The organism is Nocardioides ferulae, assembly GCF_003660455.1.
In the GTDB taxonomy this organism is placed as follows: domain Bacteria; phylum Actinomycetota; class Actinomycetes; order Propionibacteriales; family Nocardioidaceae; genus Nocardioides; species Nocardioides ferulae.
Genome location: NZ_QZVR01000031.1, coordinates 14,438 through 30,672, shown reverse-complemented (window position 1 = coordinate 30,672; position 16,235 = coordinate 14,438). Strand labels below are relative to the sequence as shown.

14 protein-coding genes and 1 riboswitch are annotated in these 16,235 nt (G+C 74.4%); of the genes, 1 reads left to right on the top strand and 13 read right to left on the bottom strand.

The window, feature by feature from the left end; translation table 11 throughout:
- Position 1: 1 nt before the first annotated feature.
- The 6 genes from ribD to ligD form a co-directional block, all read right to left on the bottom strand.
- Positions 2 to 1,066, bottom strand: coding sequence for a bifunctional diaminohydroxyphosphoribosylaminopyrimidine deaminase/5-amino-6-(5-phosphoribosylamino)uracil reductase RibD (ribD, locus tag D6B71_RS21285; protein ID WP_240641625.1), 1,065 nt, complete (start codon positions 1,064 to 1,066; stop codon positions 2 to 4).
- An 84-nt stretch (positions 1,067 to 1,150) separates the two neighbouring features.
- Positions 1,151 to 1,281, bottom strand: a riboswitch (FMN riboswitch).
- Positions 1,282 to 1,370: 89 nt separating this feature from the next.
- Positions 1,371 to 3,914, bottom strand: a complete 2,544-nt coding sequence (locus D6B71_RS21280; RefSeq protein ID WP_240641624.1) for a polynucleotide kinase-phosphatase — start codon at positions 3,912 to 3,914, stop codon at positions 1,371 to 1,373.
- Positions 3,907 to 5,298 (bottom strand): 3' terminal RNA ribose 2'-O-methyltransferase Hen1, encoded by a 1,392-nt coding sequence (locus D6B71_RS21275; RefSeq protein ID WP_121258817.1) that lies wholly within the window; start codon positions 5,296 to 5,298, stop codon positions 3,907 to 3,909. Before D6B71_RS21275 ends, D6B71_RS21280 begins: the two co-directional genes overlap by 8 nt.
- Positions 5,299 to 5,302: 4 nt before the next feature.
- Positions 5,303 to 5,980, bottom strand: a complete 678-nt coding sequence (rpe, locus tag D6B71_RS21270; protein ID WP_121258816.1) for a ribulose-phosphate 3-epimerase — start codon at positions 5,978 to 5,980, stop codon at positions 5,303 to 5,305.
- Between the two features lie 11 nt (positions 5,981 to 5,991).
- Positions 5,992 to 6,243 (bottom strand): zinc ribbon domain-containing protein, encoded by a 252-nt coding sequence (locus tag D6B71_RS21265; protein ID WP_121258815.1) that lies wholly within the window; start codon positions 6,241 to 6,243, stop codon positions 5,992 to 5,994.
- 139 nt (positions 6,244 to 6,382) lie between these two features.
- Positions 6,383 to 7,345 (bottom strand): non-homologous end-joining DNA ligase, encoded by a 963-nt coding sequence (gene ligD, locus D6B71_RS21260; RefSeq protein WP_121258814.1) that lies wholly within the window; start codon positions 7,343 to 7,345, stop codon positions 6,383 to 6,385.
- A gap of 42 nt (positions 7,346 to 7,387) precedes the next feature.
- Between ligD and D6B71_RS21255 the strand changes: the two genes are divergently transcribed.
- Positions 7,388 to 8,128 (top strand): AAA family ATPase, encoded by a 741-nt coding sequence (locus D6B71_RS21255; RefSeq protein ID WP_240641623.1) that lies wholly within the window; start codon positions 7,388 to 7,390, stop codon positions 8,126 to 8,128.
- A gap of 62 nt (positions 8,129 to 8,190) precedes the next feature.
- On the opposite strand, the gene D6B71_RS21250 is transcribed toward D6B71_RS21255, so the two are convergent.
- The 7 genes from D6B71_RS21250 to rpoZ all read right to left on the bottom strand — a co-directional run bounded on the left by D6B71_RS21250 (position 8,191) and on the right by rpoZ (position 16,231).
- Complete coding sequence (locus D6B71_RS21250; RefSeq protein WP_121258813.1) at positions 8,191 to 9,591, bottom strand: RsmB/NOP family class I SAM-dependent RNA methyltransferase; 1,401 nt, start codon at positions 9,589 to 9,591, stop codon at positions 8,191 to 8,193.
- 51 nt (positions 9,592 to 9,642) lie between these two features.
- Positions 9,643 to 10,569 (bottom strand): methionyl-tRNA formyltransferase, encoded by a 927-nt coding sequence (fmt, locus tag D6B71_RS21245; protein WP_121258812.1) that lies wholly within the window; start codon positions 10,567 to 10,569, stop codon positions 9,643 to 9,645.
- A 13-nt stretch (positions 10,570 to 10,582) separates the two neighbouring features.
- Positions 10,583 to 11,128 (bottom strand): peptide deformylase, encoded by a 546-nt coding sequence (gene def / locus D6B71_RS21240; protein WP_121258811.1) that lies wholly within the window; start codon positions 11,126 to 11,128, stop codon positions 10,583 to 10,585.
- A gap of 80 nt (positions 11,129 to 11,208) precedes the next feature.
- The gene (locus tag D6B71_RS21235) at positions 11,209 to 13,263 is read right to left on the bottom strand and encodes a primosomal protein N' (RefSeq protein ID WP_121258810.1); all 2,055 of its coding nucleotides are present in this window, start codon (positions 13,261 to 13,263) and stop codon (positions 11,209 to 11,211) included.
- Between the two features lie 51 nt (positions 13,264 to 13,314).
- Positions 13,315 to 14,511 carry a methionine adenosyltransferase gene (metK, locus tag D6B71_RS21230; protein ID WP_121258809.1) on the bottom strand — a complete coding sequence of 399 codons (1,197 nt, stop codon included), beginning with the start codon at positions 14,509 to 14,511 and terminating at the stop codon, positions 13,315 to 13,317.
- Positions 14,512 to 14,658: 147 nt separating this feature from the next.
- A complete protein-coding gene (gene coaBC, locus D6B71_RS21225; RefSeq protein WP_240641622.1) occupies positions 14,659 to 15,882 on the bottom strand; it encodes a bifunctional phosphopantothenoylcysteine decarboxylase/phosphopantothenate--cysteine ligase CoaBC in 1,224 nt (407 codons plus the stop codon).
- Positions 15,883 to 15,907: 25 nt separating this feature from the next.
- Positions 15,908 to 16,231 (bottom strand): DNA-directed RNA polymerase subunit omega, encoded by a 324-nt coding sequence (gene rpoZ, locus D6B71_RS21220; RefSeq protein WP_121258807.1) that lies wholly within the window; start codon positions 16,229 to 16,231, stop codon positions 15,908 to 15,910.
- Positions 16,232 to 16,235: the final 4 nt, after the last annotated feature.

Here is a 16,235-nt window from a genome sequence, read left to right as displayed (position 1 = left end):
GTCAGTCCTCTCCCTGGGTGGTGCGGTCGTGGGGGGCCAGCGTGAAGCGGACGTTGGCCTCCGGGTCGTCGGCGAGCACGGTCACGTCGACGACGCGGGGACGGAACGCGTCGGCGATCGTGGCGATTCCGAGGTCGGCGACGGCGCTGCGCCCGGCGCCGAGCAGGAACGGGGCGACGTACGCCACGACCTCGTCGACGAGACCGGCGCGCCAGAAGGCGGCGGCGAGCGTGGGCCCGCCCTCGAGGAAGACGTGCTGGCGGTCGCGGGCGAACAGTTCGGCGAGCGCCGCGCGCGGGTCGCGGGTGCGCAGGTGCACGGTCTCGGCACTGTCGTCGAAGACCCGCCGCCCGGGGTCGAGGTCGCGCAGCCCCATCACGGCGCGCAGCGGCTGATGGGGCAGCGGCCGGTCCTCGGCGTCGCGGACGGTGAGCAGCGGGTCGTCGACCGCGACGGTGTTGCTGCCCACCAGCATCGTGTCGCACAGCGCGCGGAGCCGGTGCGTGTCGAGCCGCGCGGCCCGCGAGCTGACCCAGCGCGACGTGCCGTCGGCGGCGGCGCTGCGACCGTCGAGGGTGGTGGCGAACTTCCAGGTGACGAAGGGACGGCCGTGCTCGACCGCGAACGACCACACCCGGTTGACCGCGCGGGCCTCGTCGGCCAGCAGCCCGCCGACGACCTCGACACCGGCCGCGGACAGGGTGGCCGCTCCCCCGGCGGCGACCGGGTTGGGGTCGGCCTGGGCGAAGACCACGCGGCGTACCCCCGCCTCGAGCAGCGCCTGGGCGCAGGGGCCGGTGCGCCCGGTGTGGTTGCACGGCTCGAGGGTGACCACGGCGGTGGACCCCCGGGCGGCGCCGCCCGCCCGGGCCAGCGCGTCGGCCTCGGCGTGCGGGGTGCCGGCTCCGCGATGGTGGCCCTCAGCCACGGTCCGGCCGTCGGCGTCGAGCAGCACGCACCCGACCCGTGGGTTGGGGCCGAGGGGGACGCCGGGCGTCGCCGCGAGCTCGAGGGCGCGACGCATCGCGCGCTCCTCGGCGCCGCCGAACCCGGTCCGGCTGTCCATCGCTGTCGTCCCCTCGTGCCCGCTCGCGGGCTCCGGGGCGTGGGACCAGCCTCCGGACGCCTCGCCGCGTGGGCGGAGCGACCGGTGCGTGCGTCTTCCCATCCGGACTTTGACCGTCGGTCCAGGAGTTCCACCTGGTCAACCGGTCACTGGCAATGACCGGGTCGCGGACTTTCACCGCCGGCTCGGAATTTCACCGACCCCAGAGCACGCGAGTCTCTCAACTCGTGGCCCTGAGTCTGCCACAGTCCCCACCGGTCGCGGCGCCGGCTCGTCCCACGGGACGGAACGGCGGGCCCCTGGTTCACAGCCTCGGGTCGACCGGCTCCGACTCCAGCGCCAGCACCCCGGCGACCGCCTGGTGCACCCGCCACAGTGGCTCGCCGCCGACGAAGCGGGTCAACGCCTCCAGGCCGAGGGCGTGCTCGCGCAGCGCCAGCGAGCGCTTCCGTCCCAGGCTGCGCTCGCGCAGGGCGTCGAGGGCGTCGAGGTAGTCGGGCCCGTAGACCAGTCGCAGGTAGTCCCGGCCGCGCACCTTCAACCCCGGCTGCACCCGCGGCCCGACCGGATGCGCGGGCTTGACGACCATGCCCTCCCCGCCGCCGGCGGTGAGCTCCTCCCACCACGCCGTGGCCTCCTGCCGCTCGACCGTGGAGGAGAGGTCGACGAAGCGGTGCCGGGTCGGGACGACCAGGTCGCCCCCCAGGCCCGCGAGCCGCTCCAGGTGCCACGGGTGCGGCTCGGTGAGCGCGAGCGCTCGACCTTGTGCAGCGAGCACCTGGAACGGCGCCACCCGCACCCCGTCCAGGCCTGCCGTCGGCTCGCAGTACGCCGCGTAGGCGTCGCGGAACGCCGCGGCGTTGCCGGCCCGGTGCCGCGACCATGCCGCCAGGTCGGCGACGTCGAGCCCCCGCCCCGCGGCCGCCTCCAGCACCGAGTCCAGCGCCGGGAACGAGGCCGCGGCGGCCGCGCCGACCGCGGCGAACTGCTCCCTGATCAGGCCCAGCGCCTTCGCCGACCAGGGCAGCAGCTCGCAGTCGAGCACCAGCCAGTCGGTCTCCAGCTCCGCGAACAGCGGGCCGCATCGCTCTCGGAGTCGCTCGACCAGGGCGGTGCCGGTCTCGCCGGTGAAGAACGCCCGGCCGGTGCGGGTGTGGACGACGCCGGTCGAGCCGTCGCCGACCCCGAAGCGACGCTCCGCGGCCGAGGGGTCTCGGGCCAGCACCGCGACCGCCCGCGACCCCATGTGCTTCTCCTCGCAGACCACCCGGGTCACCCCCGCGGCGGCGTACTCGGCGAAGGCCTGCTCGGGGTGCTCGAGGAGCCCCTCGCGCGCGGGCGCGGCCGACCCGGACGGCGGGCTCTGCGCCGGAGACATCGTCGGCGGCAGGTAGACCAGCCACCGCGGGTCGACCGCGAACCGGCTGAGCACCTCGAGCGCTGCGGCGGCGTTCACCCCCGGCACCTTCACCCGCCCGGCGAGCCCGGTCTCCACCCACTGGGTGCCGGTGACGTCTCGGACGTCGAGCACCGACGGCTCCCGGTCCGGCACCGCCGGGGCGAGGGGGCGCACCGGCGCGTACCACTCGCGTTCGGCGGGCACGGAGACCAGCTCACGCGAGGGATAGCGCAGCGCGGTCAGCGCGCCGCCGAACACCACGCCGGTGTCGAGACAGATCGTGTTGTTGACCCATTCGGCCGTCGGCACCGGGGTGTGCCCGTAGACCACGGTGGCGCGGCCCCGGTACTCCCGTGCCCACGGGTAACGCACCGGCAGGCCGTACTCGTCGGTCTCGCCCGTGGTGTCGCCGTAGAGGGCGAACGCGCGGACCCGACCCGAGGAGCGGCCGTGGTAGGCCTCCTTGAGGCCGGCGTGGGCCACCACCAGCCGGCCCTCGTCGAGCACGTAGTGGCTGATCAGGCCGTCGAGGAAGCGCAGCGTCGCGGCCCGGAAGTCGTCGGACTCGGCCGCCAGCTGCGCCAGCGACTCCGCGAGCCCGTGGGTGGGCCGCACGGCGTGCCCCTTGAGCGCGCGCACCAGCTTGGCCTCGTGGTTGCCCGACACGCACAGCGCCGCCCCGGAGCCGACCATGCCCATCACCAGGCGCAGCACCCCCGGGGTGTCGGGGCCCCGGTCGACCAGGTCGCCGACGAACACCGCCGTCCGGCCCTCGGGGTGGGCCGCGCCCACCGGTCGCCCCGCCTCGTCCCGCTCGAGCTCCCAGCCGAGGTCGGCCAGCAGTGTCTCGAGCTCGGCGCGACAGCCGTGCACGTCGCCGATCACGTCGAACGGGCCGGTGAGGTCACGGCGATCGTTCCAGGAGCGCTCCGGCACCACCTGCGCGGCCTCGATCTCCTCGGCCCCCGCCAGCACGTGCACGCGGCGGAAGCCCTCCTTGCGCAGACGCGACATCGATCGCCGCAGCTCGCGGGCCTGCCGGGTCACCACGTGGTCGCCGAACGGGCGCTCGGCCCGGGCCCGGTTGCGCGCGATCGCGACCTGCTCGGGGACGTCGAGCACGATCGCGTCGACCAGCACGTCGTGGTCCTTCGCGAGCCGGATCAACGCGGCGCGGGCGTCACGCTGCACGTTCGTGGCGTCGACCACGGTCAGCAGCCCGCGCCGCAGCCGCGTGCCGACGATGTAGTGCAGCACGTCGAAGGCGTCCTTGGTCGCCGACTGGTCGGACTCGTCGTCGGAGACCAGCGCGCGGCAGAAGTCGCTGGAGATCACTTGGGACGGCGCGAAGTGGCGCGCGCCGAACGTCGACTTGCCGCTGCCGGACACGCCGACCAGCAGCACCAGCCCCATCGCGGGCACCCTCACCTCGGCCCCCGGCTCAGTCACGGCGGAACACCCCCAGCTGCGTCGGGGCACCGACCTGGTCGTCCGGCTCCCCGATCCCACGGGCCTCGACGGTGTAGCCCCACTGCGCCCCCACGCGGGCGCACCAGTGTGCGAACTCCGCCCGGGTCCACTCGAACCGGTGGTCGGGGTGCCGCAGGCCGTTCGGCGAGCCGGCCAGGCCCGGATAGCGGACGTTGTACTCGCGGTTCGGCGTGGTCACCACCACCGCGCCCGGCCGGGCCTCGCCGAACACCACCCGCTCCACAGCCTCCAGTCGCGGCGGGTCGACGTGCTCGACCACCTCCATCAGCACCGCCGCGTCGTAGCCGGCGAAGCGCTCGTCCCGGTAGGTCAACGCGCCTTGGAAGAGGGTCAGCCGGGATGCCTGCCGCTCCCCCATCCGGTCCAGGCCGATCCGGCGCTCGGCCGCCTGCAGGGTCCGTGCCGACACGTCGACTCCCGTCACCCGGGCGAACTCCGGGCGGGCCAGCAGCGCCGCCAGCAGCTCACCGGTGCCGCAGCCGAGGTCGAGGACCGACGTGGCGCCGAGTCCGGAGAGCAACGCCACCACCGCCTCGCGCCGCTGCGCCCGCAACGGCGCGCGGACCGGCTCCGGGGAGTCCTCCGCCGGATCCTCCGCCAGGTCGCCGCCGAGCTCGGCCAACCGCGCCAGCGCCACCGAGGCCAGCCCGCCGCCGCGCCCCAGGTAGCGCCGGGTGATCAGCTCCCGCTCGGGGTGGCCGGCCAGCCAGTCCCCGCCGGAGCGCAGCAGCTTGTCGATCTCGTCGGTGCCCTGCCAGTAGTGCTTGCTCTCGTCGAGCACCGGCAAGAGCACGTGCAGCTGGTTCAGGGCATCGGCCAGCCGCACCTCTCCGCTCAGCGTCAGCCGCACATAGCGGGAGTCGCCCCACTCGGGGAACCGCTCGTCGAGTGGCACCGGCTCGGCCTCCACCCGCCAGCCCAGCGGCGCGAAGACCCGGCGGGCCAGATCCGGGCCGCCGCGGCACGGCAGCACCGGCACCTCGATGCGCAGCGGGATCGCGGCGTCGGCGAGCTCCTGTCGCGAGCGGCACCGGCCCGACCTGGCAGTGCCGAAGACGTCGGCGAGCGCGACCGCCAGCAGCGACGAGGCGGCGTACGAACGGTCGTTCACGTGCTGCGCGAGGCTGAAGTCGGGGCTCCGGCGGCCCCGTGAGCGGGCCAGCCGCGCCGGGTCGACCTGCAGCACCAGGGCCGCGGTGCACCGCTGCTCGGACGCCTCGGGGTAGAACACGACCGCCCGGCCGAACGACTGGTCGAACTCCTGGACCCGGTCGGGGTGCTTGTGCAGCAGGTAGCCGAGGTCGGTCGCCGGCTCGTGGGTCGTGGAGATCGTCAGCAGCACGGGGTCAGTCTGCCGGGCCGCGCCAGCCCTTCGCGGCTCGCGCCCGCAGCTCGCCGACCATCCGGTCGGGGTCGTCGGCGGAGTAGACCGCGGAGCCGGCGACGAAGACGTCGGCGCCCGCCTCCGCGCAGCGCTCGATCGTCTCCAGCGACACCCCGCCGTCGACCTGGATCCAGGTCTCCAGGCCGTGCTTGTCCACCAGCGCGCGGGCGCGGCGGATCTTGGGCAGCACCAGGTCGAGGAACTTCTGGCCGCCGAAGCCCGGCTCCACGGTCATCAGCAACAGCATGTCGAGCTCGGGCAGCAAGTCCTCGTAGGGCTCGACCGGCGTCGCCGGGCGCAACGCCATGCTGGCGCGGGCGCCCTTGGCGCGGATCTCGCGAGCCAGCCGGACCGGTGCCCGGGCGGCCTCGACGTGGAAGGTCACCGACCCGCAGCCGGCCTCGACGTAGGCCGGGGCGTGGCTGTCGGGGTCCTCGATCATCAGGTGCGCGTCAAGCGGCAGGTCGGTGCTACGGGCCAGGGCCTCGACCATGGTCGCGCCGAAGGTCAGGTTCGGCACGAAGTGGTTGTCCATCACGTCGACGTGCACCCAGTCGGCGCTGCCGATGCGCGCGACCTCGGCGCCCAGGGCGGCGAAGTCGGCGTTGAGGATGCTGGGCGTGATCTGCAGGTGGGGCACGGGGTGAGAGTCTAGGGACCCGTCGGCCGCCGGAACTCCAGGTCCCCGCCCAGGAACGTGTGCACATAGCCACAGGTGCGGCACACCGCGGCCACCGCGGACCGGTTGGCCCAGTCGAGGCCCAGGAAGCTCATCCCGGTGGTGTTCATCTTCACCTCGCGCCGCGCGAACGCCCCCGCGCCGCACACCAGGCAGGCCAGCCGGCGCCCGGACACGTGGGCCTCGGTCAACTCCTCGGTCGGGGTGGCGAAGCGCTCGGACAAGGGTCCTCCTCCGGGTGGGGTGCCCTCGATCCTACGGCCGCCCGAGTCACCCGTCTGTCGCCGACGCGTCACTCCTTCCCGGGATTCTGCGGCGTGTCGAGGAACGATCGACGCCTCGGGGCGGCCCAGCTCGCCCGGCTCACTCCGGATCGGCCGGTGGCTCCGCCCCCTCCCGCTCGTCGCGCTCGGCCCACTCCAGCAGCGGGGCGAGGTCGAACGGGTGGTCGTCGATGTCGCCGTGCAGGTCACCGAGCTCGGCGAAGCGTTGTGGCACCGTGCGGATCGTGAAGTCACGGGGATCGAGGTCGTCGACCTCTTCCCACCGCACCGGGGTGGAGACCCGGGCGTCCGGGAGCCCGCGGACCGAGTACGCCGCCGCGATCGTGTGATCGCGGGCGTTCTGGTTGTAGTCGACGAACAGTGCCGCCGGGTCGCGGTCCTTGGTCCACCACGTCGTGGTCACCTCGTCGGGGGCGCGGCGCTCGACCTCGCGGGCGAAGGCCAGGGCAGCGCGGCGTACGTCCTTGAAGCCGTGGTCGGGATGGATCCGCACATAGACGTGAAGACCCTTGCTGCCGCTGGTCTTGGGGTAGCCGACCGCGCCAAGCTCGTCGAGCACGTCGTGGACCACGTGGGTGACGCGCTGCACCGTCGCGAAGTCGCAGGCCGGGCCGGGGTCGAGGTCGATGCGCCACTCGTCGGGCTGCTCGGTGTCGGGCCGCCGGCTGTTCCAGGGGTGGAACTCGACCGTCGACATCTGCACCGCCCAGATCACGCTGGCCAGCTCGGTCACGCACAGCTCGTCGGCGGTCCGGTTCCACCGCGGGAAGTGCAGCTGCACGGTCTCGACCCACGGCGGCGCCCCGGCGGGCAGCCGCTTCTGGTGCACCTTCTCCCCCGCCAGCCCCTTCGGGAAGCGGTGCAGCATGCACGGCCGCTCGAAGAGCGCGTTGACGATGCCCGGCCCGACCGCGAGGTAGTACTCGACGAGGTCGAGCTTGGTCGCGCCCATCTCGGGGAAGTAGACCCGGTCGGGGTTGCTGACCCGCACGACGCGGTCGTCGACCTCGATCTCGACGGACGGGGACTTCGAGGTGGCCACGTCCCCAACCTAGCCACGCACCACGGCTCTAGCGTGTACGCCGTGGACTTCGACCAGCCGCCCGTCGTACGGATCACCGCCGACGACCCCGGGAGCCTGGCGCCGGGCCGGTGGCCGATGACGATCCCGGCCGTCGCCCAACTGGTCGCCGAGGGGCTGGACCTGCCGAAGGGCGTGACGTTCCTGGTCGGCGAGAACGGCTCGGGCAAGTCGACGCTGGTGGAGGCGGTGGCGATGGCCTACGGGCTCTCCCCCGAGGGCGGATCACGCCAGGGGATGCACACCACGCGAGCCACGGAGTCGCCGCTGGGTGGTGCGTTGCGCCTGCAGCGTGGCCTCGGTGCGCCCCGGTGGGGGTTCTTCCTGCGGGCGGAGACCATGCACGGCTGGTACACCTACTTCGAGCAGACCGCCAGCGGGCTTCCGTCCGGCCGCCCCCCAGGGCCCAGCTATCACGAGATGAGCCACGGCGAGTCGTTCCTGGAGGTGCTCGAGACCCGGTTCGACGCGCCCGGCTTCTACTGCCTCGACGAGCCCGAGGCTGCGCTGTCGTTCTCCTCGACCCTGGGCCTGATCGCCCGCCTGGCCGACGTGGTGGCGCAGCGCGGGCAGGTGCTGTGCGCGACCCACTCGCCGGTGTTGGCGGCGATGCCGGGCGCCACGATCCTCGAGGTCGGCGACTGGGGGCTGCGGCGTACGACGTGGGAGGAGCTGGAGCTGGTGCAGCACTGGCGGGCCTACCTCGACGACCCGCGCCGCTACCTGCGGCACGTGCTCGAGTAGGCCGACGCGTCGATCGTTCCGCGACACGCCGCAGAAACCCGTGAATGGTTGACGCCTCGGCGTCAGACCTTGCGCAGGAGGGCGAGGAACATCGCGTCGGTGCCGTGCCGGTGCGGCCACAGCTGGAGGGTGCCCGGCAGCGGGCCGGCCGCGTCGGGCACCTGCGGCAGCAGGCCGGCGGCGTCCTCGAGCTCGGCGTCGGGGCGCTGCTGGAGCACCGACTGCACCACGCCGGAGGTCTCGGCGAGCACGGGCGAGCAGGTCGCGTACAGCACGACTCCCCCGGGCCGGGTGAGGTCGAGCGCCGCCTCGACCAGGCTGCGCTGCAGCAACACCAGCGCCAGCAGGTCGTCGGGCTTGCGCCGCCACCGTGCCTCGGGCCGGCGCCGCAGCGCTCCCAGACCGGTGCAGGGCGCGTCGACCAGCACCCGGTCGAAGCCGCCGCGGCGGTACGCCGGGTGGGCGCCGTCGGCGGTGACCACCCCGAGCACGCCGGGGGAACCGGCCAGCGCCCGGGCGACCAGCCGTGAGCGGTGGTGCTGGCGCTCGCTGGCGACCAGCCCGGCGTCACGTTCTGCGGCCAGGGCGGCCAGCAGCGCGGCCTTGCCCCCGGGGCCGGCGCACAGGTCGAGCCAGGTGCGGTCCTGGCCGGTCACCGAGGCGGCGGCCAGCGCCAGCGCGACCAGCTGCGAGCCCTCGTCCTGGACGCCGGCACGCCCCTCGCGGACCGCGTCCAGGGCGCCCGGGTCGCCGGAGTCGAGGACCACCCCGTAGGGCGAGTACGCCGTGGGCTCACCGGGGAGCTCCTCGCGACGGGCCCGGCCGGGCCGGGCCACGAGGGTGACCCGCGGGGCCACGTTGTCGGCGGCGAGCAGGTCGTGCAGCTCCAGATCGCCGACGGCGCGACGCAACTCGTCGACCACCCACTGCGGATGGCTGTAGGCGACCTCCGCGAACCGGCTGGGCGAGACCCGGGGGTCGGGGGCCACCAGTCCGATCCAGGTGGTCAGGTCGTGCTCGGCGACGCGGCGCAACACGGCGTTGGCGAACCCACCGGCCCCGGAGCCGACCCTGTCGCGCACCAGGTCGACCGTGGTGCTGATCGCCGCGTGCGCGGGGACCCGCATCGACAGCAGCTGGTGGGTGCCCAGGCGCAGGGCGTCGAGCACCTTCGCCTCGACCTTGCGCAGCGGGCGGTCCGTGCAGGCGGCGAGCACGGCGTCGTAGGTGGCTCGGCGGCGGAGGGTGCCCGAGGCGAGCTCGGTGACGAAGGCCGCGTCGCGCCCGGCCAGTCCGTGCTCGCGCAGCACCGCCGGCAGCACCAGGTTGGTGTAGGCCTGGTCGACGCGGACCGCCTTGAGCACCTCGAAGGCGGCCAGCCGCGCCGGGTCGACCCGCGAGGCCGCCGGCGTCTTGGACCGGGACGGCCGGCCGCGTCCGCCTCGCTGCGGAGCCTCACTCATCGCCGGCGGACGGTCGGCAGGTCATGCGGCTGACGCTAGGGCCTGGAGCGGTCACTCCGCACCGAAACGGGTGCCCGAGGGCAGCCGGACTCCGCGCGCCCAGTCGGCGGCCGGCATCTGCTTCTTGCCGAACGCCTTGACCTCGCCGAGCCGCACCGCGGTGGTCCCGGTGCCGACCAGCACCTCGTTCTTGCGCACCTCGAGGGTGCCCGGAGCGAGCTGCTCGTCGGTCACGACGACCGGACCGACCTTGATCCGCTGCTCGTCGTGGGTGCTCCAGGCGCCGGGCGCGGGAGTGCAGGCGCGGATGCGCCGGTCGACCGCCACCGCGGGCTCGGTCCAGTCGATGCGAGCGTCGTCGACGGCGATCTTGGGCGCGAAGGTGACGCCCTCGGCGGGCTGGGGACGCGCCTCCAGGGTGCCGTCCTCGATGCCGTCGATGGTGGTCACCAGCAACCCCGCGCCGCCCTCGGCGAGCCGCTCGAGCAGGTCGCCGGCCGTGTCGGTGGGCCGGATGCGCTCGGTCATCACTCCGAAGGTCGGGCCGGCGTCGAGCTCCTTGACGATCCGGAAGGTGGTGGCACCGGTGACCTCGTCGCCGGCCCACAGCGAATGCTGGACCGGCGCGGCTCCGCGCCAGTGGGGCAGCACGGAGAAGTGCAGGTTGACCCAGCCGTGGCGCGGGATGTCGAGCGCCGACTGGGGCAGTAGGGCGCCGTAGGCGACCACCGGGCAGGCGTCGGGCTCGAGCTCGCGCAGCTGCGCCTGGAAGTCGGGGTCGCGGGGGTGCTCGGGCTTGAGCACCGGGACGCCGAGCTCCTCGGCGCGCAGGGCGACCGGGCTGGCGACCAGCCTGCGGCCACGTCCGGCGGGGGCGTCGGGGCGGGTGACCACCCCGACCAGCTCGTGCCGGGAGTCGGCGAGGGCGTCGAGAGCAGGGACGGCGACCTCGGGGGTGCCGGCGAAGACGATGCGCATGGGTCAGGGATCCTCAGAGGCCGAAGCCGCGGGTCGGGTGTGGCGAGATCTTGACGGTGGGCTGTTCGAGGCCGAACCACTCGGACTCGCGGATCGCGCGCATGGCGGCCTTGCGCGCCTCGGCGTCGAGCCGGTCGATGAACAGGATGCCGTCGAGGTGGTCGGTCTCGTGCTGGATGGCGCGGGCGAGCAGCTCGGACCCCTCGATGGTCACCGGCTCACCGTGCATGTCGAACCCGCGCGCGACCACGGAGCGGGCGCGCACGCAGTCGAAGGTGATGTCGGGCAGCGAGAGGCACCCCTCCGGGCCGTCCTGCTGGTCGGCGGACAGGTCGAGGGAGGGGTTGACCAGGTGGCCGACCTCGCCGTCGACGTACCAGGTGAAGACCCGCAGCCCCACCCCGATCTGGGGGGCCGCCAGGCCGGCACCGGGGGCCTCCAGCATGGTGTCGGTGAGGTCCTGGACGAGGCGGCGCAGCTCACGGTCGAAGTCGACGACCTCGACGGCTGGCCGGCGCAGGACCGGGTCGCCGAACAGGCGGATCGGCTGGATGGGCACGAGGCTCCTCGCAGGTGGTGGTCGAGTGCGCGGGGCGAGCGTCCTGCGCCCGCCCCGAAACCATCATCCTAGTGACGCGGTCAGAGCACCGGTGGGTCGACCTGGACCCGCACCGGGTCGAGCTTGCGGGCCGAGCGCAGCCGCTGCAGCTCGGTCAGCGCCGCGGAGAGCTGGGCGCCGCGGGAGCGCGGCGCCCGCACCACGGCGCGCGACTCCGGCTCGGCTCCCCGGCGGCCCGCCAGCGGCACCGGGCCGAGCACCTCGGCGCCGTCGGGGAGCGAGAGCAGGGCCAGCGCGTCGTCGACGGCCCCTGGGTCACCGGTGATCGCGGCCATCCGCGAGGCAGGTGGCAGGTGTGCCTCCTGACGCTGGGCGGTCTCCCGGCGGGCGAATCCGGCGACGTCCCACCGGACCAGGGCCTGCAGGGCGGGGTGGGCCGGGTCGCCGACGGCGACGGCTCGTCCGCCGGGCCGCACCAGTCCGAGCGCGTTGCACCAGCGGCGCAGCGCCTCCTCCTCGGTGCGCAGGTCGGTGCGGCCCAGCAGCAGCCAGGTGTCGAGCAGCACCGCGGCGGCGTAGCCCTGCTCGGCGACCGGCTCGGCCCCGGGCGTGGCGACGACGATGGCCGGCTCGGCGCCGACGGCGGCCCGGACCCGGTCGCCGGAGGAGGTGCGGACCGGGACCCGGGGGAAGGCCCGCCCCAGCTCCTCGGCCGTGCGCGCGTCACCGACGACGGGGGCGCGAAGTCCGCGGTGTCCGCACTCGCCACAGCGCCACTCCGGCGCGGGCGTGCCGCACCACCGGCAGCCCGGCGGTGTGGTGGGGCCGGGCTGGACGAGGGGGCCGTGGCAGGCTGCGCACCGGGCCGGGGCCCGGCACCGCTCGCAGGCCAGCGACCCGGCGTAGCCGGCGCGCGGGGTCTGCACGAGGACCGGCCCCGCCTCGAGTGCCTGGCGCACCAGCGCGTGCACCTCGTGCGGCATCCGGCTGGCGCGGGTCAGCGGGTCGCGCTCGAGATCGCGGTCGGTCGCGCCGGAGACGGCCACGGTGAGCCGGCGACGGAGCTCGTCGCGGTCCGGGCTCAACTCGTGGGCCCAGCCGGTGCGCAGGAGGTAGTCGGCCTCGACGCTGCGGGCGAAGCCCCCGACCAGTGCCGCGGTGCCCTCGCGGGCGGCGCGCAGCAGCAGCGTCTCGCGGGTGTGCGGATAGGGGGCCCGCGGCTCGGAGTGCAGGTCGTCGCCGTCGTCCCAGATCACGACCAGGCCGAGCTCGTGCACCGGCGCGAAGGCGGCGGCGCGGGTGCCGACGACGACCCGGCGGGTGCCCCGGCTGACGGCCAGGAAGTCGCGGTAGCGCTGCGCCGGCCCGGCGTCGGCGACCAGGCTCACGTGGTGCCCCTCGCCGAGGACGGCCAGGAGGGCGGTCGAGACGCGGTCGACGTCCCTGCCGTCGGGGACGCAGACCAGGACGCCCCGGCCGGAGGAGTACGCCGCGGCGGCGGCGTGCGCGACCATCAGCGGCCAGTCGCTGCCGGGGGCGGCGCTCCACACCGCTCGTGGGTCGCCGCCCTGGGCGAGGTGGCCGAGGAACGCCGGAGCCGGATGGTGGCCGCGCCACGCCTGCTCCGCGGCCTCGCGGTCGAAGGACGGCCGGCTCGGGGCGGGCCCGGACGGCTCCTTCTCGACCGTGGCGTGCCGCGGCGGGACGGCGAGGCGCAGCACGTCGGCGCGGTTGCCGGCGTAGCGCTCGGCGACCGCCTCGGCGAGGCCGGCCACCTGGGGGTGCAGCACCGGCTCGGCGCTGACCACCCGGCGGAGCGGGGCCAGCCGGCCGGGGTGGTCGGAGGCCGCGGCGCGGGCCACCAGGAAGCCGTCGACGTCCTGGCCGGCGAACCGCACCTTGACCCGGGCGCCGGGCACGGCGGTCTCGGCGAGCGCCGCCGGCACCGCGTAGTCGAAGGGCCGGTCGAGGTGGGCCAGCGGCAGGTCGACCAGCACCCTGGCCACCGGGTCGACGGCGGCGGGCTCGGCCTCGGCGGCCTTGCGGGCCCGGGTGGCCCGCGCCTTGGCCTGCGCCTGCTTGACCGTGGCGCGGACCATCCCGGGCAGCAGCTCGGGATGGTCCGCGTCGGTCATGGCGACACTTCTACCAGCACCCGGGGACACGGCTGCCCCCGATCGCGAGCGTCAGCCGGCGATCGCGGCCTGCAGCGCCTCCACCCGGTCGGTGCGCTCCCAGGTGAACTCGGGCAGCTCGCGGCCGAAGTGGCCGTAGGCCGCGGTCTTGGCGTAGATCGGGCGCAGCAGGTCGAGGTCACGGATGATCGCGGCCGGGCGCAGGTCGAAGACGGCCAGCACCGCCTCCTGGATGCGCTCGTCGGAGACCGTGCCGGTGCCGAAGGTCTCGATGAACACGCCCACCGGCTGGGCCTTGCCGATCGCGTAGGCCACCTGGGCCTCGCAGCGCCGCGCGAGGCCGGCCGCGACCACGTTCTTGGCCACCCAGCGCATGGCGTAGGCCGCCGACCGGTCGACCTTCGAGGGGTCCTTGCCCGAGAAGGCGCCGCCGCCGTGCCGGGCCATGCCGCCGTAGGTGTCGACGATGATCTTCCGGCCGGTGAGACCCGCGTCGCCCATCGGGCCGCCGACCACGAACCGGCCGGTGGGGTTGACCAGCAGCCGGTAGCCGTCGGAGGGGATGTCGAAGGAGCGCAGCACCGGCTCGATGACGTGCTTCTTCACGTCGGGCTGGAGCGTGGACTCCAGGTCGATGTCGGGTGCGTGCTGGGTCGAGAGCACGACGGTGTCGATGCGCACCGGCCGGTTCTCGGCGTCGTACTCGATGGTGACCTGGGTCTTGCCGTCCGGGCGCAGGTAGCCGAGCGTGCCGTCCTTGCGCACCTGGGAGAGCCGCTCCGAGAGCGTCTGCGCGATCGCGATCGGCAGCGGCATCAGCTCGGGGGTGTCGTCGCAGGCGTAGCCGAACATCAGGCCCTGGTCGCCGGCGCCCTGCTTGTCGAGATCGTCCGCGGAGGAGTGCACCCGCGACTCGTGGCCATCGTCGACGCCGGCGGCAATGTCCTCGGACTGGTGGCCCAGCGCGACGGTGACGCCGCAGGTGGAGCCGTCGAAGCCCTTGTCGGAGTGGTCGTAGCCGATGTCGAGGATCTTCTGCCGCACCAGCTTGGCCACCGGCGCGTAGGCCTCGGTGGTGACCTCGCCGGCCACGACGACCAGGCCGGTGGTGAGCAGCGTCTCGACGGCGACCCGGCTGGCCGGGTCGTGCTCGAGCAGATAGTCGAGGACGGTGTCGCTGATCTGGTCGGCGATCTTGTCGGGGTGGCCCTCGGTCACCGACTCCGACGTGAACAGTCGTCCCGTCATTGTGCTCTCCTCAGGTGCTGGCCCCAGGTGCTGGCGCTGGTGCGGCTGTGGTGGCGCGCACCGCGGCGCGGGCGCCGGAAAAGCCTAGCCGGGAGCCGCCCGGATCCCGCCATCCGGACCGCAGGTCCAGCCGTCGGACACCAGCGCTCAGCGCGGCAACCGCGCCCGCACCTGGTCCCAGACGACGTGGGCCAGCGCGGCCTTCGAGCCGCGCGGCACCTCGACCAGGCCGCCGTCGCGGTCGAGGATGACCGCCTCGTTCTCAGGGCTGCCGAAGACGGCGCCGCCACTGACGTCGTTGACGACCAGCAGGTCGCAGCCCTTGCGGGCCAGCTTGGCTCGGGCCAGGTCGAGCACCGTGCCGGAGTCGTCGCCTGTCTCGGCCGCGAAGCCCACGATCACCGCGTTGGGCCGCGCCCGCTCGGCGCTGATCTGCCGGAGGATGTCGGGGTTCTGGGTGAGTGCGATCGACGGCGCCGAGCCGTCGGCCGCCTTCTTGATCTTGCTCGAGCTCACGTCGACGGGGCGGAAGTCGGCGGGGGCCGCGGCCATCACCACCGCGTCGGCGGTGGCGGCCGCGCCGACGACCTCGTCACGCAACTGTGCGGTGGTCTCGACCCGGACCACGCTCACGCCCGCCGGGTCGGGCAGCGCGACGTTCGCGGCGACCAGCGTGACCTGGGCGCCGCGTGCCGCTGCGGCCCGGGCCAGCGCATAGCCCTGCAGCCCCGAGGAGCGGTTGCCGAGGAAGCGCACCGGGTCGAGGTACTCCCGCGTGCCGCCCGCCGAGACCACGACGTGACGCCCGGCCAGGTCGAGCGGCGTGGCGTCCGTTCCCGGCTCGACGGCCCCGCGCTCGAGCACCTGGCTGCAGAGCTCGAAGAGCTCCTCGGGCTCGGGCAGCCGGCCCTTGCCGGTGTCCTTGCCGGTGAGCCGGCCCTCGGCCGGTTCGACCACGACCGCGCCCCGGTCGCGCAACGTGGCGACGTTGGCGCGAGTGGCCGGGTGCTCCCACATCTCGGTGTGCATCGCCGGGGCGAACACCACCGGACAGCGGGCGGTGAGCAGGGTGTTGGTCAGCAGGTCGTCGGCCAGCCCGTGGGCGGCGCGGGCGAGCAGGTCGGCGGTGGCCGGGGCGACCACGACCAGGTCGGCCTGCTGGCCGATCCGCACGTGCGGCACCTCGTGCACCGAGGTCCACACGTCGGTGGCGACCGCCTTGCCGGACAGCGCGGACCACGTGGGCGCGCCGACGAACCGCAGCGCCGCCTCGGTCGGCACCACGGTCACGTCGTGGCCGGACTCGGTGAACCGACGCAGCAGCTCGCAGGCCTTGTACGCCGCGATGCCGCCGCCGACGCCGAGGACCACCCGCCTCCTGGTCAGCGTCGTCGACTCACTGCTCGGCGCCGGCAGCCGGGCCGGCCGCCATCGCCTTCTCCTCCGCGGCCAGCTCGGCCGGGTCGATGTCCTCGCAGGTGAGCAGGTCGTCGTTGATCTCGCGCAGCGCGATCGAGAGCGGCTTCTCCTGGACGTGCGTGTCGACGAGCGGGCCGACGTACTCCAGCAGGCCCTCGCCGAGCTGGGAGTAGTAGGCGTTGATCTGACGGGCGCGCTTGGCGCTGTAGAGCACCAGCTTGTACTTGCTGTCGGTCTTGGTCAGCAGCTCGTCGATCGAGGGGTTGGTGACACCCTGGGCGTCGATTTCGGGGGCAGACACGCGT